At 40.2% G+C, this 19320-nt stretch carries 21 protein-coding genes; 12 read left to right on the top strand and 9 right to left on the bottom strand.

Annotated elements, in window-relative coordinates:
• The first annotated feature begins 5 nt into the window (after positions 1-5).
• On the top strand, positions 6-1190 hold the full coding sequence (trpB, locus tag LY624_RS07170) for a tryptophan synthase subunit beta (protein ID WP_341804179.1): 1185 nt from the start codon (positions 6-8) through the stop codon (positions 1188-1190).
• A complete protein-coding gene (gene trpA / locus LY624_RS07165; RefSeq protein WP_341804178.1) occupies positions 1187-1999 on the top strand; it encodes a tryptophan synthase subunit alpha in 813 nt (270 codons plus the stop codon). Before trpB ends, trpA begins: the two co-directional genes overlap by 4 nt.
• A gap of 67 nt (positions 2000-2066) precedes the next feature.
• Here the strand turns inward: trpA and LY624_RS07160 are convergent, their stop codons facing one another.
• Together LY624_RS07160 and LY624_RS07155 are read right to left on the bottom strand one after the other, a co-directional pair.
• Positions 2067-2639 carry a type 1 glutamine amidotransferase domain-containing protein gene (locus LY624_RS07160; RefSeq protein WP_130149670.1) on the bottom strand — a complete coding sequence of 191 codons (573 nt, stop codon included), beginning with the start codon at positions 2637-2639 and terminating at the stop codon, positions 2067-2069.
• Positions 2640-2778: 139 nt separating this feature from the next.
• On the bottom strand, positions 2779-3048 hold the full coding sequence (locus LY624_RS07155; protein WP_130149669.1) for an HU family DNA-binding protein: 270 nt from the start codon (positions 3046-3048) through the stop codon (positions 2779-2781).
• A gap of 192 nt (positions 3049-3240) precedes the next feature.
• On the opposite strand from LY624_RS07155, the gene LY624_RS07150 reads away from it, so the two are divergent.
• Together LY624_RS07150 and LY624_RS07145 are read left to right on the top strand one after the other, a co-directional pair.
• On the top strand, positions 3241-3828 hold the full coding sequence (locus LY624_RS07150) for an inner membrane-spanning protein YciB (RefSeq protein ID WP_130149668.1): 588 nt from the start codon (positions 3241-3243) through the stop codon (positions 3826-3828).
• Between the two features lie 58 nt (positions 3829-3886).
• On the top strand, positions 3887-4525 hold the full coding sequence (locus tag LY624_RS07145; RefSeq protein WP_130149667.1) for a CPBP family glutamic-type intramembrane protease: 639 nt from the start codon (positions 3887-3889) through the stop codon (positions 4523-4525).
• A 51-nt stretch (positions 4526-4576) separates the two neighbouring features.
• Here the strand turns inward: LY624_RS07145 and LY624_RS07140 are convergent, their stop codons facing one another.
• Positions 4577-6001, bottom strand: coding sequence for a sodium-dependent transporter (locus LY624_RS07140; RefSeq protein WP_130149666.1), 1425 nt, complete (start codon positions 5999-6001; stop codon positions 4577-4579).
• Between the two features lie 176 nt (positions 6002-6177).
• Between LY624_RS07140 and LY624_RS07135 the strand changes: the two genes are divergently transcribed.
• The 5 genes from LY624_RS07135 (at position 6178) to LY624_RS07115 (ending at position 9303) form a co-directional block, all read left to right on the top strand.
• Positions 6178-6477, top strand: a complete 300-nt coding sequence (locus LY624_RS07135) for a YciI family protein (RefSeq protein ID WP_205989496.1) — start codon at positions 6178-6180, stop codon at positions 6475-6477.
• A gap of 160 nt (positions 6478-6637) precedes the next feature.
• On the top strand, positions 6638-6889 hold the full coding sequence (locus LY624_RS07130) for a PepSY domain-containing protein (protein WP_062568852.1): 252 nt from the start codon (positions 6638-6640) through the stop codon (positions 6887-6889).
• A 2-nt stretch (positions 6890-6891) separates the two neighbouring features.
• Positions 6892-7566, top strand: a complete 675-nt coding sequence (locus LY624_RS07125) for a response regulator transcription factor (protein WP_062568851.1) — start codon at positions 6892-6894, stop codon at positions 7564-7566.
• Positions 7560-8897, top strand: coding sequence for an ATP-binding protein (locus tag LY624_RS07120; RefSeq protein ID WP_130149665.1), 1338 nt, complete (start codon positions 7560-7562; stop codon positions 8895-8897). Before LY624_RS07125 ends, LY624_RS07120 begins: the two co-directional genes overlap by 7 nt.
• On the top strand, positions 8884-9303 hold the full coding sequence (locus LY624_RS07115) for a hypothetical protein (protein WP_237118732.1): 420 nt from the start codon (positions 8884-8886) through the stop codon (positions 9301-9303). Before LY624_RS07120 ends, LY624_RS07115 begins: the two co-directional genes overlap by 14 nt.
• A 19-nt stretch (positions 9304-9322) precedes the next feature.
• Here the strand turns inward: LY624_RS07115 and LY624_RS07110 are convergent, their stop codons facing one another.
• Positions 9323-10360, bottom strand: coding sequence for an AI-2E family transporter (locus tag LY624_RS07110; RefSeq protein WP_130149664.1), 1038 nt, complete (start codon positions 10358-10360; stop codon positions 9323-9325).
• A 160-nt stretch (positions 10361-10520) separates the two neighbouring features.
• Between LY624_RS07110 and LY624_RS07105 the strand changes: the two genes are divergently transcribed.
• The 3 genes from LY624_RS07105 to LY624_RS07095 all read left to right on the top strand — a co-directional run bounded on the left by LY624_RS07105 (position 10521) and on the right by LY624_RS07095 (position 12681).
• Entirely contained in the window at positions 10521-11111 is a 591-nt protein-coding gene (locus LY624_RS07105; protein ID WP_341804176.1) for a hypothetical protein, read from the top strand.
• A gap of 63 nt (positions 11112-11174) precedes the next feature.
• Complete coding sequence (locus LY624_RS07100; protein ID WP_341804175.1) at positions 11175-12080, top strand: M14 family metallopeptidase; 906 nt, start codon at positions 11175-11177, stop codon at positions 12078-12080.
• 184 nt (positions 12081-12264) lie between these two features.
• Positions 12265-12681 (top strand): hypothetical protein, encoded by a 417-nt coding sequence (locus LY624_RS07095; protein ID WP_341804174.1) that lies wholly within the window; start codon positions 12265-12267, stop codon positions 12679-12681.
• Positions 12682-12706: 25 nt separating this feature from the next.
• Here LY624_RS07095 and ccoG read toward each other — a convergent pair whose 3' ends face one another.
• From ccoG to LY624_RS07070, 5 genes are all read right to left on the bottom strand, one after another.
• Positions 12707-14089, bottom strand: a complete 1383-nt coding sequence (gene ccoG, locus LY624_RS07090) for a cytochrome c oxidase accessory protein CcoG (protein ID WP_341804173.1) — start codon at positions 14087-14089, stop codon at positions 12707-12709.
• Between the two features lie 139 nt (positions 14090-14228).
• Positions 14229-15647 (bottom strand): sigma-54 interaction domain-containing protein, encoded by a 1419-nt coding sequence (locus tag LY624_RS07085; RefSeq protein WP_341804172.1) that lies wholly within the window; start codon positions 15645-15647, stop codon positions 14229-14231.
• Between the two features lie 114 nt (positions 15648-15761).
• Positions 15762-16319, bottom strand: a complete 558-nt coding sequence (locus LY624_RS07080) for a DUF1439 domain-containing protein (RefSeq protein WP_237118737.1) — start codon at positions 16317-16319, stop codon at positions 15762-15764.
• A gap of 48 nt (positions 16320-16367) precedes the next feature.
• Positions 16368-19049, bottom strand: a complete 2682-nt coding sequence (locus LY624_RS07075; protein WP_341804171.1) for a DUF349 domain-containing protein — start codon at positions 19047-19049, stop codon at positions 16368-16370.
• The gene (locus LY624_RS07070) at positions 19039-19320 is read right to left on the bottom strand and encodes a YeaC family protein (RefSeq protein WP_130149656.1); all 282 of its coding nucleotides are present in this window, start codon (positions 19318-19320) and stop codon (positions 19039-19041) included. The genes LY624_RS07075 and LY624_RS07070 overlap by 11 nt, the downstream gene beginning before the upstream one ends.

Below are 19320 nucleotides of genomic sequence, written 5' to 3'. Positions count from 1 at the left end.
TTAGAATGCAAAATCCAGCTTATTTCGGTAAATTCGGTGGTATGTTTGTACCACAGCTGCTTGTGCCAGCACTCAAGCAACTAGAAGCAGAGTTTAATAAATCACAAAAAGATCCAGCTTTTCAGGCTGAGTTTGAAAAACTGTTAAATGAATACGCAGGTCGTCCTACGCCATTAACTCTGACACGTAACTTAGTTAAAAATCCTAAGGTAAAACTGTATTTAAAGCGTGAAGATTTACTGCACGGCGGTGCGCACAAAACCAACCAAGTACTTGGTCAAGCACTTCTGACCAAACGCATGGGTAAAAAAGAAGTGATTGCAGAAACAGGTGCCGGCCAACACGGTGTTGCAACGGCCCTAGCCTGTGCCTTACTTGGCTTAAAATGCCGTATTTACATGGGCGCAAAAGACGTTGAACGTCAGCAACCAAATGTATTTCGTATGAAACTAATGGGCGCAGAGGTTATTCCTGTCACGGCAGGCTCTGGTACCTTAAAAGATGCCGTAAACGAAGCACTGCGTGACTGGTCAGCTAATTACAAAGATGCTCACTATTTACTAGGCACTGCAGCAGGCCCTCACCCATTCCCTACCATGGTGCGTGAGTTCCAAAAAATGATTGGTGAAGAAGCAAAACAACAAGTACTGAAAGCAGAGGGTCGCTTACCGGATGCTGTGCTTGCTTGTGTAGGTGGTGGCTCTAACGCCATTGGTATGTTCACAGACTTTATTGATGAGCCAAGCGTAAAACTCATTGGTGTAGAGCCAGCTGGTAAAGGCTTAGATACCCATCAACACGGTGCTACGCTATGTAAGGGCACGAAAGGCATTTTACACGGTACCTATACCTATATTATGCAAAATGATGATGGTCAAATTGAAGAGTCTTACTCTGTTTCAGCAGGTCTTGATTACCCAGCTGTTGGTCCACAACATGCTTATCTTCATGAGACAGGCCGTGCAGAATATGTGGGCATTACTGATACTGAAGCACTTGAGGCATTCCAACTACTGGCTAAGAACGAAGGGATTATTCCAGCGCTTGAATCAAGCCATGCCCTCGCATATGCCCTTAAATATGCCGAGCAACAAACCGAAGACACTATTTTAGTGGTTAACCTAAGCGGCCGAGGCGATAAAGATTTGGCTCACGTACACAGTGTTTTATCAGAAGGAGGCGCACTATGAGCCAGACTAACCGTTACGGACAACTGTTCGCCACATTAAATGAAACAAACCAAGGTGCTTTTGTACCCTTCGTTACGATTGGTGATCCTAATAAAGCACTGAGTGTAGAGATCATCAAAAGCTTAATTGATGGCGGCGCTGATGCCCTTGAGCTAGGTATTCCATTTTCAGATCCGATTGCAGATGGCCCGGTGATCCAAGCTGCTAACATTCGTGCACTTGATGAAAACATCAATACCCAAGATTGCTTTGATATCATTAAACAAGTGCGTGAGTACAATGCCGATATTCCAATTGGCCTGTTATTGTATTCAAACCTAGTACTTAAGCGGGGCATCGAAAAGTTTTATCAAGATGCTAAAGAAGCCGGTGTTGATTCAATTTTAGTGGCTGACGTGCCGCTGCACGAATCAAAGCCATTTCGTAAAACAGCAATGAAAAATGGCATCGACCCAATTTTTATTGCAACGCCTAATGCTGATGATGACACCTTACGGGAGTGTGCGTCATATGGTCGTGGTTACACATACCTTCTTTCACGCGCAGGTGTGACAGGCACAGAAACCAAGGCACAAATGCCAGCAGATTCATTAGTTAAAAAACTAAAAGATTATCATGCTGCACCGGCTCTACTTGGCTTTGGTGTATCAACACCTGAAGATGTTAAATCAGCACTTGAGTCAGGAGCCGCTGGTGCCATTTCAGGCTCTGCGGTTGTTAAAATCATCGAGGCAAACCTTGATGATCGAGCTGCGATGCTCACTGGTTTAAAAGAGTTTGTAGCCAGTATGAAAGCTGCTACTAAGTAAGTTGTTTTATTGCATAAAAAAGGGCCTTAAAGGCCCTTTTTTATGTCTAACTAATTATGAGAAATGATTAATGATGGCGATGCTCGCCCTCTTTAATTTCTTCTATGAATTTTCGATTAAAGGCTTCCAGGTCGGCTGGGCTTCGACTTGTAACTATGCCCTCATCAACACACACCTCTTGATCAACCCAATTAGCACCAGCATTGATCAAATCAGTTTTAATACTTGGGTATGATGTCACCTTGCGGTCGCGTAACTTGTTAATTTCGGCTAATAGCCATGGGCCATGGCATATCGCGGCAATGGGTTTGTTTTTACCTGCACTAAAAAAACCATCAACAAACGCTTTTGCTTCGCTATTTTGACGTAACGTATCTGGGTTGAATAAACCACCAGGAAGCAGTAACGCGTCATACTCTGCAGAGTCTGCTTCGCTGACTACGCGGTCAACAGTGACTCGCTCACCCCATTGGTTTTCATCCCATGCGGTGATATCGCCACGCTCAAGTGACACAACTTCAACAAGTGCACCAGCTTCTAATAATGCGCTTCGTGGTGACAATAGCTCGCTTTGCTCAAAGCCGTTGGTTGCAAGAATGGCAATCTTTTTACCATTAAGTTGGCTATTTAAATCTGACATGTTATCTCCTTATTTGGGCAAACCTAAATCATTAGAAGCAGACAACATGCCAAGACTTAATGCATTGAAAATACTAAATTAATTTTTAAGTCACCAATTTTTACTCTGTAAATACTACAGCCGATGTGCAAATCCTGCTTTATAGAAGGTCTTTGAGTGCTTTAGCAGGTTTGAAAACTGGCTTATTAGCGCCTTCTATTTCAATTTCTTCACCGGTTTGCGGGTTGCGCCCTTTACGGGCTGGATAATAACTTAAGGCAAATGTACCAAAGCCATTTATTTGCACTTGGTCGCCCTCAGATAATGATTTTTCGATAGCATTTAACATGCTCGTTAAGGCAGCTTGCGTGTCTTTTTTTGTTAATTCACTGTGGGCAGCCATTTGTGATACTAACGCGGCTTTATTCATAATATGCTCCAAAATACGCCGCTTAATCATCTGAGGTTAAGCGGAAAAAGATAAGGTAAAACATCCTAAACATTGGTTTAGGCCAGATTGGCTCGGGAGGCTAAGCTTTCAGGGCAACTAAGTCAACCTTGTATCTTGAGCTATAACTTGATACAACCCAGTATCTTTTTAAATTAGAGCATTTATAAATCTATGCGCGCAATTATTGAATACACTCCGCTGATTTTGTTTTTTGCGGTTTTCAAATTAGTTGATATTTATTGGGCAACAGCCTTGCTGATGCTAACTACCTTAATTCAGGTTGCTTATTGTTATTTTAAAGATGGCAAAGTACCAACCCGCCACTGGGTGTTTTTTGCAATCGCAGTCGTGCTAGGTACACTTACCTTAGTCTTCCACGATGAACAGTTTGTGAAATGGAAGGCCACCATTGTGTATGCCATCTTAAGTGCTACCTTGTTAGTCAGCCGCTATGTGCTTGGAAAAAACCTAGTTAAAAAAGCACTTAGCTCGATTTTAGAAAATGCCTCTGAGAGTAAACAAGAAATCAAGGTACCGGAAACACTGTGGAACAAACTTAATCTCTTTTGGGTTGCGGTAACCGGTGGTATATCAGCGCTGAACATCTACATTGCCTATAATTTCTCACTCGATTTTTGGGTTAACTTTAAAGTATTTGGTTTAATGGGCATTACCTTTGTATGCGTGCTAGCCACGATCATTACCCTATTTAAATACTTACCTGAGGATGACGAAGAGAAAGATTCAAAGCAATCTTAATGTCATAAATATGTCGTCTTAGCTTGTTAGCGTATACAAAAAACACGCTGAGACGACATTGAACGCTAACCAATACCGCTGGTTTGAATTTACCCTCATATTTGTTTCTTTGCCGCTATTAGGCTTCTTGCTACGCGCCCACCTCGCTAACTGGCTTATACCTGCCCTTATTATTTTAATGGCCGTGTGCAGCATGTTGCTTTTGTCTGACCCTCATTTCAAACGCTTTAGGCTAACCAGCTTAGGTGAATTTAGTGCAGTCAAACGTCGCTTGTTTAGCTTTTTCTTTTTAGGGGCGCTATTCTCAGGCATGTTTTACGGCATCATGAATCAAGAAAACTGGTTTTCGATGCCCAGAAATTCTTTTTATGATTGGCTGATGTTGTTATTGCTCTATCCCATTTTATCGGTGATGCCGCAAGAGCTTATTTTTAGAACCTACTTTTTCCATCGTTATAAACACATTATGCCAAGTAAAACCGTGCGTATTATTGTCAGCGCATCGGTGTTTGCGTTGGCTCACATTGTCTATGCGAATGTACTCGCCGTACTTCTAGCATTTTTAGGTGGGCTGCTTTTTTCTTACACCTATGCGCAAAGCCGCTCGACCTTTGTGTGTGTTATTGAACACAGTTTATGGGGACTTTGGATGTTTACTTTGGGGCTAGGTGATGTTTTAGATGCAGGGGCTATTTAGCGAATATAAAAAAGCCGCGCAAAAGTGCGCGGCTAAATATTGAGTTGGCTTTTAAAATCCGAAAATACTAAATGCAAAAAACTTCGTTGCGACCGTATTTACAAAAATAAGTAATAAAATGGCAGGGATAAACGTTGATAGCGAAAAGTTCACATACTTCTCTGTAAAGCTGCCGATATAGCCGTCACAGCCTTGGCTTAGCTCTGCTGATAAGTTTGCTTTTTTCCAGCGGTACATAACGAATAAACACACCATTAAACCATTAAGCGGTAAAATTGTGTCGTAAAACACATCATAAACAATATCAAATAAGCTCTTATCTGCGCCGCCATAATTAACAAACTGAGTAAGAGAGTCAACCATACCAAATGACATGGTACACAACACAGTTAATACGCCTGTTGATAAAGTTAGGATAGCCAATGCTTTTTTACGGCTGATACCCTTACGGTCACTTAATGTTGCTGTTGGTACTTCCACAATCGATACAAGTGACGTAATTGCCGCAAAAAAGACTAATAAGAAGAATACAAACGCAACAATTGATGCACCCACGTAGCCAATATCAGCTTGTAATGCTAATAAAATTTTTGGTAGATATACAAAAATCATCGACACCGATGAGTCTGATAAAGTACTCGGATCAGTATTCGGATTAAAACTAAAAATAGCTGGAAGCACCATAAGACCGGCAATAAATGCAACCAATGAATCGGTTACCGCAACCATTTTTGCACTGCCAACAATGTCGTCTTTCTTAGAAATATATGATGCATAGGTCATTAAAATACCCATACCTAACGACAGTGAGAAGAACGCTTGAGCTAGCGCACCATTAAGTACACTCGCACTCATTTTACTAAAATCAGGTACGATGTAATACTTTACACCCGCCATCGCGTTATCAAGTGTTAATACATAAACCACCAGCGCGGTAAGTAACACAAATAAAGCCGGCATCATAAACTTAGCTGCTTTTTCAATACCTTCTTTTACACCACCAACCAAGATCAAGTTAACGATGATTGCAACTACAGCCATATAACCAAACACGGTATAGCTATTGATAAAGGTACCAAAGTTATCAGGCTGAGCTAAAGCATCTAAATTACCAAATGCGGTTTGCGATAAATAACCAAAAATCCACACAGTGATCACCATGTAAAAAACAGCAATCATAAATGGCGTTAGTACCGCTAAAAAGCCCGCAAAGTTCCATTTTGGATCATTGCTCGCTAACAATTTGTAAGAACCGAGAGGATCTTTTTGCGCTTTACGACCCATTGCCATTTCGGCCATCATTACAGGCAAACAGATAAAAATGACAAACAATGCATAGACTAAAAGGAAAGCACCACCACCATTTTTTGTAGCGGAAACAGGAAAACCCACTAAGTTTCCGATACCTACAGCAGAACCGGCTGCCGCTAAAATAAAACCGAGGCGGGAGCTAAAATGCTCGCGTTTTTCGCTCATTTAAAAACCTTATTATTATTTTCTCAATCAAGCGACTCTACCAGTGTTATACCGCGTATTTCAAGCTTTATAAGTTAAAGTTATATGGGTTTGTGTAAAGATTATTACGCAAATAATCTCTCGTCTACTCAGCAGAATATGCTACTATTTTTTCAAAATAACATTGAGAACACATTATGCTGTATATGATTTATTCAACAGACGTTGAGAATAGTTTGGAAGCACGTAAATCTGCTCGCCCTGCTCACTTAGCTCGCCTTCAGGAATTAGACGATCAAAATCGTTTATTTACAGCAGGCCCGCTACCAGCCGTTGATAGTGAAGACCCTGCTGAAGCCGGTTTTACAGGCTCATTAGTGGTTGCTGAGTTTGATTCATTAGAAGCAGCAAGGGAATGGGCAGCAAACGACCCTTATATTGCTGCTGGCGTTTACGATAACTCAGTTGTAAAGCCATTTAAAAAAGTCTTTGGTTAATTTTTAATTAGAGTGAACTTTCCTGCTGCAATAATTCAGTGTTTGTTCACTGCTTGTTAACTAAGATCATCTCGTTAAATCACATAATTTAACGTTTTTACTTGAGTTTTAGTTACTTGGTTAATTAAACTAAATGGGTCTGGTTTAGGAGTTTCCCGTCATGCGCGTATTATTAGCCTTCAGTTTTAGCCTACTATTTGCACTTTCGAGCTTTCAAGCAGCTGCAAGTAACAAGCAAGCTGATGAGGTCAGTAAAAAGCAAGCAGTGTTGATTGCAAAAAAAGCGGAAGACGGTAGAACCCTCAAAATCACAGAGCAAGAAAAAGTATATACCGTTAGAATATTAAAAACGAACGGACACGTGGTCGATATCCATGTGAACAAAAAGACTGGCGAAGTGAAAAAGGATTAAAAATGCGAATTTTAGTAATTGAAGATGATTTACACTTGGCAGACAATTTACGTAATGCCCTTGAGAAAGAGCGCTACAGTGTAGATCTTTGTCACGATGGCGAAGCTGGTTTATTTCATATTACAGAATACCCTCTTGATATGGCAGTAGTCGATTTAGGCTTACCAAAAGTAGATGGTATAGAACTGATCACAAAAGCACGTGCACAAGGTATTACTATTCCTATCTTAATTTTAACGGCGCGTGACCGTTGGCAAGATAAAGTAGAAGGTTTAGATGCAGGCGCTGATGATTACCTTACTAAACCGTTTCATGTTGAAGAGTTAATTGCGCGCTGTAACGCACTTATTCGCCGTAGTGCGGGTAAAGCAAACCCTGAAATGACAGCAGGTCCAATCAAAATTCATACTCGCTCTCAGCAAGTATGGGTAGATGACAGAGAGCTTAGCCTGACAGCATATGAATACAAAGTACTTGAGTACTTAATGGTTAACCCACAAAAAGTGATCTCTAAGTCAGAGCTAACTGAGCATATTTACGACCAAGACTTTGATCTTGACTCAAACGTAATTGAAGTATTCGTGCTTCGTTTACGTAAAAAGCTTGACCCTGACGGTACACTAAACCCTGTAGAAACGTTACGTGGCCGTGGTTACAGGCTTAAAAGTCAGTGGTAGCATCGCAAATACCGCTTAAAGTAAGGCAAGGATTTATCCTTGTCTTTGTTTTATTAGTTGCTTTACCAATTTTGTTTTTCTCAATTGGTAAGGCTTACTACGCCTCCTTAGTCGAAGCGACCGAAAAAACGCTCGAAGCCCACTTATATTCTCTTATCTCTGAAGTTGACTTTACTGAACGTGGCATTGTGATGCCAAGCACCATTCTCACCCCCGAACTAAACAGACTAAACTCAGACACCTACGCTATGATTTATCGTGGCGATCTACCTGTTTGGTACTCTGAGTCAGCAACGAATATAAATTTTATTCCTGACGAATTCGAAGCCCCTGCTGGTTCAGCCGATTTCCGTCGTGTTGAATATAATAATGTAGTTTATTGGCAGCTTACCCTTACCGTTATCCTAGAAAATATAGATCAATCCGAGCATGCACGGTTTATTTTGTTAAAACGTAATGATGCTCTACTCAGGTTGATGGATGGCTTTAAACAAACTTTAGTGAATTGGATGTATGTTATGGGTGTTTCAATCGCCGCATTGATGGCGATTGGTTTTGTTTGGAGCGCAAGACCCCTACAACGTTTAGACAAAGAAATAAAATCCATTGAATCTGGCGATAATCAACAAATTAAGGGTCTTTACCCTGTTGAACTACAGACAATTAAAGCAGATTTAAACTTATTACTTGAATCACAGCAGCGCCAAAAAGAGCGTTATCGCGCATCGTTAAGCGATTTAGCGCATGCGTTGAAAACCCCATTAGCTGTACTTAAGTCAAGCCCTTTAGCCAATGATGCAGATGCACAAGAGCAGTTAGACCGTATTAATGTGATGATCGAGCATCAATTAAAGCGAGCCGCCACTGGTGCGTCTGATACATGGAAAAAACAAACGCTTGTTAAACCCGTTATTGATTCAATTTTAAGTGCCATGACGAAGGTTTATCGTGACAAAGATATTATCTTTACATGTGAAGTAACAGAGAAAGATTACTTCTTAGGTGATAAAACCGACTTAATGGAATTGTTAGGTAATCTAATAGACAATGCTTGTAAAGCTTGCCGCTCGCAAGTTGACATTAACGTTAAGCAAGGCAAATCATTAACAATTAATATCTGTGATGATGGACCTGGCGTGCCCGTTGACAAGCGTGAATCATTATTAACAAGAGGCACCCGATTGGACACTTATGAAAGTGGTCATGGTGTTGGTATGGCTATCGTGTCGGACTTAGTAAACTCTTATAATGGCCACTTAACAATTGGTGACTCCGAAAAACTTGGTGGCGCTGAGTTTATTTTAGAGTTTAACTATCGTGATAAAAAATAATATGAAACACCCGATATTTACAGTTTTTTTAGGATTTATATCATTTCAAGCATTCTCTATCGATGCTCAACAGCAATGCACATTAAACGGCAATACACCTGCTGAAACAAAGCAATATATTCGCTGCTTAGATAAAGTCATTGCAGATTTGGAACGCGAACAAAAAATGTGGGTAAATAAACTGACTCTAGATCTGGAAAAGATAAAAGAAGATACGGGGAACAGCCAACTATTACCTATATTTTTACGCAGTGTAAAAAACCAAGCCAGCTATCAAGAGGACAGTTGTCGTTGGCGATATTTGCAAAAAATGCCAAATGCAACCAAGGCAGCTATTACCTACAAGCAATGTGAAATTGCTATACTCAATCAGCACCTGAGCGTGTTAAAGCAACCATTAAAGTAAAAAGGCGCATCAGCGCCTTTTAATCATCTAATTTAAGCTCTTCGCCGTTTCCCAGCAAAGTTGCGAGCCAACGCCCTTCTTGGCTTGTTTCAAGGGCTATTTTAACTATCATAGTTAATGGTACGGATAACAGCATTCCAACTGTTCCCATCAACCAACCCCAAAAGATTAAAGATAAGAATACAACTAACGTTGATAAACCCAAACCTTTACCCATAAATTTAGGCTCAACTATGTTACCCATCACTGTATTTATTACTAGGTAACCACCCGCAATAACCCCAGCAACAAGCGGGCCTTGTGTAATTAAAGCTAATAATACCGCCGGTACGGCCGCAATAATCGACCCAATATTAGGGATATAATTGAGCATGAATGCCACAACCCCCCACAGCACAAAGTAATCAACACCAAGTGCCCATAGCATAAAACCAGCAAGCAGGCCGGTGCCTAAACTTACTAACGTTTTTATCGCAAGATAAGAGTTAATAGAGTCTAAAAAGCGGTCAATTTGCTTCATTTTCATTTCGGGGTCATCTAATGCCATATGTACTTTTTTGCTTAGCATTGGCCCTTCAAACAGCATAAATACTACCGTTAAAATAATAAGAAACATATTTGCCATTACGCCGCCAAGGCCTGTAAGCATATTTGTAGCCACATCAATCATTTTTCCTGGGTCAAATAAAGAAATAATCTGTTCTTTATCAATCAAGATGTTATAACTAGCAGCAACATTAACAACCCACACAAACTCTTCTTGTAGTTGCGCTTTGTACTCAGGTAGTTTTTCAGAGAAATCGGTCATAGATTGCCCTACCAGACCGGCAAGGCTTACCCCTACACCAACTATCATCATCATGACAAAAACCACTGCAATTGCTTTGGGAATTCCATATTTAGCAAAAAAGCGGATCAGGGGATTACATATAATGGCAATAAAAGCTGCCAAAACAAAAGGGATCACAATTACACTTGCAGCTTTAATACCTGCCAAAACAATAACTAAAGCGGCAAAGATAACTAAACTTTTATTTACACCAGTCAAACTCGACAAAATAAAATCCTTGTGAATTATTTCCTCCAGTGTAAGTCAAATAAACACTAAAAGAAATCTCTGTGCAACTGGCACAGTTAATGCCTGTTTTGTACACATTATTTGAACAAACTATGACCTTAAGTTACTATTAGCCAGTCGTACTTAAAAGGAGCTAGGGATGACACATTTATCAGAGCAAGAGTTGTCTTTTTTTAATAGCTTATTTGAGGCTGAACAAAGTGTTGATGACCCTATCAACACTAAAATGTCATTAAATCTCAACCTACCAGATAAACTAAGTGGATTGCTCAAGAATGCGAAATTAACGCTATTGGCAGAAGTTGGTATCTATCAGTTGTGGTTTCCATTAGAGTTCACTACAGATGAAAACGGTCAATTAACGCCAGTTCTTAGTGCACCTGAAGTAATCGACACCAAAGGAATTGAAAGAAGTTGGCGAACACCCGATCTTGACCTACAAACAGAAAAATACGTTATTTTGTCACTCTCGAGTACTGGAATACTCTTACAACCAAAACATGCCGAAGCCGTTTTAGAACAAGAAATTACGCTTGCTTTTAGCTTACCCAACCAAGAGCATGTGATGATCAGAGCCAAACCTGTCAGAGCGACAAGTAAAGGTATTGCTGCAAAAATAATTAAGGTCTGTGAAGGCGAAGATGCAATGCGCCAATACTTATTCGACATTCACAAACATCATCACGCAAAGTTATATGAACAAGGAAACATAACGACTGAACTCATCTAGTTGCATGACATGCTGCGCTTCGATAAGCTCGCCTTTTTGCAGCAAATCCAAATAAGGTATTTTATGAGTTATCCTATCGGGACCCCTGGTAAACCTTGGAATGATGAAGATAAAAAAGCATGGCTTGCGCTTCAATCAGTAAAGCGTAGCTACTCAGATGACGTCGTATCACAGCTTGATTCGTTATCGGAAAAGTTTGATGTTGAACGATATGGTACGCTTGACTATGACATTAACAGCTACCCGCTTTTCATTTTAAAAAGCAAAAATTGGCAAAAAAATAAACCATGCGTGTTAGTAACAGGTGGTGTACACGGTTATGAAACGAGTGGCGTGCACGGCGCATTAGCCTTTGCCAAAAAAGCAGCTACCGATTACCTTTCACACTTTAATATTTTGATTGCACCCTGTATTAGCCCTTGGGGTTACGAAACCATAAACCGTTGGAATCCAACTGCAACTGATCCAAACCGCTCTTTTTATCAAAATAGTCCTGCGCAAGAATCGGCAGCAATCATGCAGTACCTAGCTGATAATTCAATTGCACCATACGCACATATTGATCTCCATGAAACAACCGACACTGATAATAGCGAGTTTCGTCCAGCGCTTGCAGCCCGCGATGCCAAAACACACGATAATTGGAATATACCAGATGGATTTTATCTTGTAGCTGACAGCGAACGTCCTGAACATGAATTCCAAACCGCTATTATCAAATCAGTTGAAAAAGTTACCCATATCGCCCCAAGTGATGAAAATAACCAGTTGATTGGTGTGCCGCAAACTCAGTTTGGTGTAATTAATTACGAAGCGAAAAAGCTCGGTTTATGTATGGGCTTAACAGATGCAGAATTTGTAACAACAACAGAGGTCTACCCTGATAGCCCACAAGCGAGTGACGAAATTTGTATTCACGCTCAAGTAGCGGCAATTTCAGGCGCTCTTGACTATATTGTTAATAAATAGTTATCTATACTTTAAATGCCAGATGAATAAGCTATCTGCATAACACCCATAAAAGCAATTAAAAACCAATAAAAAGCATAAATTTAGAATATTTATGCTTTTTTATAATTGTACAATAAATAGCTAGACACGCTCTGTGAATTGTATAAAATTCGCGCTCTTTTTAATTCGAAAGGGAAGCAAATTGGAATTTAAGAATCACTATGGCAGTGTCAGTATCATCACTGAGGGTCCAATAATTATTGGACAATTTTCTGGTAATATTAACGCACGATTAGTCAACGACTTCGCGACTGGTTTAAAAAAGCATATCAGTGCTTTGGCTGGGCGTCCGTGGGCTTATATTAGTCATTCTACACACCTACTTGCAACGACTCCTGATGCAGAACGAGGTTTTACTAATTTATTCCGTGCTTTACAGGGCACAAACTGTATTGCCACAGCATATATGTTCAGCTCTTCAATCGTGCTTAATCAAATGAAACGTATCATCGCAGAAGCTGAGTCTCCGATTCAGATTCTTGATTGTTTATTTGATGATTTGCAAAGCGCCAAAGCTTATGTTTTAAAACAACTTGAATTTGCTGAAATGGCTTGTTAACAAGCCATTTCAATACCAATCGTTATTAGTTTTTATAAAACTTTGTTTCTTTCGTTATCGCTATATCTGCATCTTCAAGCGCTTGAATATGGAAACTTATTGGCGTTACTTTTGATTTTAATTCATAACCATCAGCAACCACGGTAACAGGCACCCTCTTCATTTGGCCTGCATCAATCGTTATTGTTTCTGGCACCTGTAGATTAGCTTCTTCGATACCAGTTATACCAATTGAATAGCTCAAACTATGCTGAGTTTTATTGATAATTGATAAAGTGTATGGGTTTTCAACCAGCCCTTCAAAGTTAACACGATACAAAGCATTACGGTCACGAATAACTGATGCTTCTATTGGCGTACGCATAGCTACCCAAACGACCATAGCAACCACAAATAAGGCCGTTAAACCGCCATACCCAAGCAGTTTTAACCTAAATGGGTTTGTTGTTTTTCCTTCCATTTGTTTTTCTGAGGCATATTTTATTAGCCCCTTTGGATAATTAAATTTTTCCATGGTATCGTCACACGCATCGATACATAAGCCGCAGTTTATGCATTCATATTGCAAGCCATTTCGTATATCAATACCTGCAGGGCATACTTCAACACACAGGTTACAATCTACACAGTCACCTAAACCTAACTCTTTAGGATCGGCTTTACGCTTACGCGCACCACGAGATTCCCCTCGCTCCTGATCGTAGGTAACGACTAACGTGTCTTTATCAAACATTACTGATTGAAAACGTGAATATGGACACGCAACAGTACACATTTTTTCACGTAAGAATCCCGCATTGCCATAGGTACAAAAAGCGAACAAGAAAACCCAAAAGCTAACAAGCCCTGACATTTCAAGTGTGAATAAGCTCATGTATAAAGACTTAGCAGGTATAAAATAAGCCATAAATGACATTGATGTGAGTAAAGAGATCACAAGCCAAACAGCATGCTTGGTTATTTTCTTTTGCCACTTACTTGCTGACCAAGGAGATTTATCAAGTTTGATTCGTTGGTTACGGTTCCCTTCGACTTTATGTTCGACCCAAGTGAACATAAGCATCCAAATTGTTTGCGGGCAGGTATAACCACACCAAACTCGGCCTAACCAGTTCGTCACAAAAAACAATGCAAAAGCACCTGTCATAAATAACATGGCTAAAATCATAAAATCTTGAGGCAACAGTGTTAACCCAAACAAGCTAAATTTTTGTGTTGCTACGTCAAGTAAGACGGCTTGACGACCATCATACTGAATCCACGGAATGGCGATAAACGTCAACATCAGTACCCAGCCTAAGTAACGGCGGATACGTTGGAAGTGCCCCTTTTGCTCTCGGATATAAATCGGCCCATCTTGGTTGTAGGGCTTGATGATTAAGTCTTGCTCTTTAATATCAAATTTCATTTTGCTACTTACTTCTGTGTCGGTAATAACCTTACAGAGCAACTATCAGGCCAACTCAAAATAAAATTAAATAATTGATATTAATGACTATTTTTTCACTTAAAACAACCAAAATCGCGAAATAACGCGAACAACCACGCTATTTCGCGAAATTACGTTTTATAGCCAGCTTTTTCATTTTTGATCTAAGAGTACTTTCGGGTAAACCAAGCAAGGTAGCAGCGCCATTTTCACCTGATATTTGGCCGTTACACCGTTTTAGTACCTCGCAAATATGCTGCTTTTGTACAGCAGCAAGCGAGACAACTTGCTCATTTGTTTGCTCGTTATTCAAAGGTGCAGAGAGTTGTAGCAAAGCTTGTTTTGATAAAATAGCTTCACGCTCAAGGATATTTTGTAGCTCGCGAATATTGCCTGGCCAATCATAATTAGACAACTTAGTGAGCGTTGCTTTGCTAAGCCCCTTTAGCTGTTTACCTAACCGCTTGTTAAGCTGAGTGATTATGTTTGCCGCGAGAAGTGGAATGTCTTCTTTGCGCTCACGCAGCGCAGGAACACGAATGGGAAACACGTTTAAGCGATAATATAAGTCCATTCGAAAGCTGCCCTGCTCAACCATTTGCCATAAGTTTCGATTAGTTGCGGCTAATACTCGAATATCGACTTTTAAGGTTTGACTACCCCCCACGCGCTCAAACTCTTGCTCTTGCAGCACGCGCAGTAACTTACTTTGCGCTTCTAATGGTAACTCTGCCACTTCATCTAAAAATAGAGTGCCTTTATCAGCCAGTTCAAAACGCCCTTTTCTGCGCTCATTAGCGCCGGTAAACGCTCCTTTTTCATGACCGAATAACTCTGATTCTATTAAATTTGCAGAAAATGCCGCGCAATTTACTTTAATGAATGGTTGCTCAGCGCGGCTACTTAAACGGTGTAAGTTTCTCGCCACCAGCTCTTTACCTGTGCCATTTTCACCTAAAATCAAAACGGTACTGTTCGTTTGACTCACTAGGGTTATTTGCTCAAGCATACTTTGAAACGAATGACTTTGCCCGACTAAACCCGACCCCTGCCAATCTTCATTTAACTCAGAAATAAGATAGGCGTTCTCAGCTTGTAACTGCTCAGACAAGTGCTGAACTTGGGCCAGAGCATCGCGCAATGCAACTTCAGTTTGCTGCTGCTTTGAGACATCGCGAAAAATCGCGACTGCTCCAATCAAGGCGTCATTTTTGTAAACGGGTGTTGAGGTATACTCAACAGCAAAATAACTACCATCTTTACGCCAGAATACCTCATCATTTACGTGACGATGTTTACCATCGAACATAGTGCAATATATTTGGCATTCATCTGCAGGATATGGTGAGCCATCTTTTCGAGTATGGTGATGATATTGGTGAATTTTTTTACCGAGGAGTTCTTCTGCTTTCCAGCCAGTCATACGCTCAGCTGCTGGGTTGACGAATACAGCATTACCCGATAAATCAAAGCCGTAGATCCCTTCACCTACAGCATTTAATAAAAGTGTTGGATCATTTAAAAATTCTTTAATCATAGCAAAATGTTTATTCGCGAAATATCACGACACATTATCGCAACGAATAATCATTAAAACAAGCAATGAAAAAAGCCAAAGAGCACTATAAAAGTGCTCTTACTAGTTAAAAAGTTACATGGCAGGAACTAAGCGGATTTCACCTTGTGCTACTTGCAGATCGAGTGGCAACTTACTAAGTAAAGCTATTTTCGGGTCGCTTGTATTAAGTTTGTAAACTGGATTGACCGCTAAAAACCCATTAATTACTTGCATAGCTTGATCATCAAGTAAACTTAAGTTCCCTTTAAAGCCAGCGGTATCTACCTGCGTATCTAACAATTTTACATTACGTAAGAACACGGCTTTTTTCTCACTGTCATAAAAAGGGCTACCTTCTATTTCAAGCTTTAGTCGTACAGGGTATTTAAGTGCAAAAGCGTTTACAACAGCGCTTGAATCAGCACCTAACACGATAACATCACGTTTTTCTGGACCGACATTAACACTCAAATCGTTAACTGCAAATTCTACAGGTAACCCCATTAATTTTATTTGTTCTTTAAATTTTGGTAGTTGATTTGATAAAGCCGCTTCAATTTCTGAATTCGTGAATGAATAAACCGAAATGCCTTGCTCTGTGCTTTTACATGCGCCTAACAGTAAGCAAGTTAATAATAGTAAAATTCTCATGGTCTTCCTCGAAAAAAGCCGCTAATTAAGCGGCTTCATAAATAGTCGTTATTGTGCAAATATTGCTTTAAGCCTTGCTAGTGTGTCAGGTGAAACTGAACCTTCACTGACCGCTAGAAGCTGTTTCAAGTAGTGATAAACATCGGCTTGTTCTCCACGGTGCTTATCATCAAGCATCGCAACTTGCTCAGTCATACGTAATTGACTATCGGCAGACTCTACACCAGCTAAAATTTCAATACGTGTTAGCAATTGCTGCGCGTTTAATACGGTTGTCAATGGCGTTTGGAACTGAGCAGGAATATCAGTATTACTCTCAAGCGCTGTAAATAAAGCATTGAGCTTAGAGAGCTCTGCTTGCTTACTAATTTGCGCTGTTTTTGCAGTAATCGCCGCTTCTAACTGAGTAACCCGAGTTGATAACGCTTTCGAATACTCAAGCTCTGCAAGCTTCGCAGCTAAGTCTTTGAGCTGAGCAAGATGAACCACTGTTTCTAGTGCAGATTCAAGCTCAGTTAACTGCTCTGCTATAACTTCGTCATTTTGCTGTTGTGCTTGCTTTTGCTGTTCAAACTCGGCACTTCGCTTGGCAAATGTCTCATCATTAACACGTCTAAATTGCTGCCATAAAGTGTTCTCTGCTTTCATCCCTGCAAAGCCTATTGTTTGCCAAGTTTGTTGCAATTCTTTCAGCTCCTGGCATGCCACCGCTAAATCATCAATTTGTGATAGCTGTGTAGCTTGTTCTACCAGCGCTGCTTTTTGCTCGGCGTTTGCTTTATGGAATGCAATAAGTTGAGCTTGCACTTGCGACTGCGCAGCTTTAAATTGTGCTTGCAACTCACGATACGTTTTAGGGTCAACATTACCAGCAGAACGCCATGCTTTAGCAATCCGATTAAATTTACTTTCAAACTGCTTCCAATCAAACTCATCAGACTGAGTATCCAATTCATTTAGCTGTTGCATTTGTGAGATAATATCAACACGCTGTGATTTAGCTTGCTCACGCTGTTGCTCTTGCTCAGCAAAGTACTCACGACACGGCGCAAACAGTAACTCTACTTGCTGATCAAATTGTTCACCTTGGCGTTTCTCTTGTTCTGTATCAAGACGCCCTAATTCATTCCAACGTCGACGCAACTGTTTAACTTGCTCTGCACGTTGTTTAGGGTCAGTACATTCTGCTGCCGCTAATTCACTCACTTCTTTAAGTAGTGCTTCACGCTTTGGTGCAGATGCGTATTTTTGCCAATCTTTTGCTTCTGCTAATTGCGACTCAAGGTCAGATTTAAGTGAATCAAGAGGTTGCTTATAAGACTCGGTTAGCGTGTTATATAGTTCTTCGAATCCTTTAAAAACACCAAATGCAATATTAAAACGACCTTGTTCAATCAAACGTTTAACATCTCGTGCTTTTCGCTTAGCGGCTTGCTGATTTTTAGTCAATTTTGTCGTAAGTGGCGCCATTGCTTCTTGCCACATGTTAACACGTGCTGTTAAGGCTGCTTTTAAACTACCTTGTAATCGCGAAGGGATCTTAGATAATTTTTGACGAGCATTTTTTTGCTGTGTTTTAAACTCTCGCTGACGCTCATCAAACAGTGCTTCATCATCACTTGGTTCAATCGCAGATAACGTTTCAAACGCTTGTTTGTATTCAGCTATCGAGGTAACAAGTGTTGGTAATTGCTCTACCTGCTCAAACAAACTCTCTAAGCGCTTTTTAACATCACGAACAGTTTGATTATCAGTTAGTTTTGTTTCAGTGAGTGCTTCTTTTGCTTGTACTACTTTCGCTTCTAACCAATCTTGTTGGATTTGCTCAGGCGCTTCCATCCCAAGCTGTAGAGCATTCTCAATCTCTTCTGATAACGCTTCAAGTGTTGCCAGTGCGAGTACTTGGCGCTGTTGCTCCAATAATAATTGTTGAGCAATTTCATATTCATTACGAAGCGAAGCAAGGTGAACATCTAACTTTTGAGTGATCGCTATGTATTTTTTATCAAGCGCTTTAACTTGTTCTTCATTCAACCACTTAAGTTCAATCGCCTGCCATTGCTGTAACAAATCAGCATGTTGTTGAGATACCAGTTGAAAATCAGTTTTATCACGTAATGCATTTAATTTGGCCAACACAACGCGTGTATCTGCCTCAACTTTAGCTGGCATTTCAATAGCTAAACGTTCGTTTTCAAGGTGAGTGGCTAGCTGCTGTTGAGCTTTCCCTTTGGCATGCTTTAATAATGATTTTGCTAACTGGTGATTGATAACCAACTCAACAAGCTGAGCTTGTAGTTCTTCACTGCCTTCTTTAAATGCTTTATCAATCAAGTTAGCATTGGCTAAACGCTTTAATAATTTAACGCGAACTTGCACTTCCTTTTCTGCAAATGCTAACTTCTCTAGTGTTTTAACAGGCGCATAACGCTCGATAAATTCATTTTTAATGTTTACATCTAATTGACTGTCAGTGTTTAAAACAGCTTGATTGATGTGCTGCTCGGCAAGCTCTTTCAGCGCTTGATCTTGCTTATACACCTGCCACCACAAAACGATATCATTCACTTTATTCAAGGCTTTTTTACGGATCTCTGCAGAACTGTCTTCCAGTGCAATACTATTTAAGATGCTGAGATCGCGCTCGGTATCAAGTCGTTCAACGGCTGCCAAACGAACTTGGTTTTTAGGGTGCTTCCATTTCGGAGTAAACAGGTGTTTAAAGATCATTTTCACTAAACCTAGCTATTTCATTTTCTGATGCGAATTCTTTTTGCAATTGAGCTTTGCTCTTTTGCACCATTTCACCATTTTCACCAATGGTAAATTGCTCATTGGTTTGCGAAACTTTAGCTTGGTAAAGCATCACGAGCTGAACGGTTTGTTGTTTTTGCTCTTCAGTTAATGGTGTGCCATCAGGCCATTTACCTGTTGAGGCGCCGTACTGAAGACGCTCAAATACGTCTGGGGTGATATTTTTAACTATGTGATCAATATTCAT

The organism is Pseudoalteromonas sp. N1230-9, from assembly GCF_032716425.1.
In the GTDB taxonomy this organism is placed as follows: Bacteria; Pseudomonadota; Gammaproteobacteria; order Enterobacterales; family Alteromonadaceae; genus Pseudoalteromonas.
The sequence above is the reverse complement of the archived record's forward strand: the minus strand, read 5'-3'. Positions and strand labels throughout refer to the sequence as shown.

Coding starts and splice junctions, on each gene's coding strand:
- LY624_RS07155 (WP_130149669.1), bottom strand. CDS start 3,048: ATGAATAAAGCCGCGTTAGTATCACAAATGGCTGCCCACAGTGAATTA.
- trpA (WP_341804178.1), top strand. CDS start 1,187: ATGAGCCAGACTAACCGTTACGGACAACTGTTCGCCACATTAAATGAA.
- LY624_RS07085 (WP_341804172.1), bottom strand. CDS start 15,647: ATGATTAAAGAATTTTTAAATGATCCAACACTTTTATTAAATGCTGTA.
- LY624_RS07135 (WP_205989496.1), top strand. CDS start 6,178: ATGCTGTATATGATTTATTCAACAGACGTTGAGAATAGTTTGGAAGCA.
- LY624_RS07140 (WP_130149666.1), bottom strand. CDS start 6,001: ATGAGCGAAAAACGCGAGCATTTTAGCTCCCGCCTCGGTTTTATTTTA.
- LY624_RS07105 (WP_341804176.1), top strand. CDS start 10,521: ATGACACATTTATCAGAGCAAGAGTTGTCTTTTTTTAATAGCTTATTT.
- LY624_RS07070 (WP_130149656.1), bottom strand. CDS start 19,320: ATGAATATTGATCACATAGTTAAAAATATCACCCCAGACGTATTTGAG.
- LY624_RS07080 (WP_237118737.1), bottom strand. CDS start 16,319: ATGAGAATTTTACTATTATTAACTTGCTTACTGTTAGGCGCATGTAAA.
- LY624_RS07160 (WP_130149670.1), bottom strand. CDS start 2,639: ATGTCAGATTTAAATAGCCAACTTAATGGTAAAAAGATTGCCATTCTT.
- LY624_RS07150 (WP_130149668.1), top strand. CDS start 3,241: ATGCGCGCAATTATTGAATACACTCCGCTGATTTTGTTTTTTGCGGTT.
- LY624_RS07075 (WP_341804171.1), bottom strand. CDS start 19,049: ATGATCTTTAAACACCTGTTTACTCCGAAATGGAAGCACCCTAAAAAC.
- trpB (WP_341804179.1), top strand. CDS start 6: ATGCAAAATCCAGCTTATTTCGGTAAATTCGGTGGTATGTTTGTACCA.
- LY624_RS07125 (WP_062568851.1), top strand. CDS start 6,892: ATGCGAATTTTAGTAATTGAAGATGATTTACACTTGGCAGACAATTTA.
- ccoG (WP_341804173.1), bottom strand. CDS start 14,089: ATGAAATTTGATATTAAAGAGCAAGACTTAATCATCAAGCCCTACAAC.
- LY624_RS07100 (WP_341804175.1), top strand. CDS start 11,175: ATGAGTTATCCTATCGGGACCCCTGGTAAACCTTGGAATGATGAAGAT.
- LY624_RS07130 (WP_062568852.1), top strand. CDS start 6,638: ATGCGCGTATTATTAGCCTTCAGTTTTAGCCTACTATTTGCACTTTCG.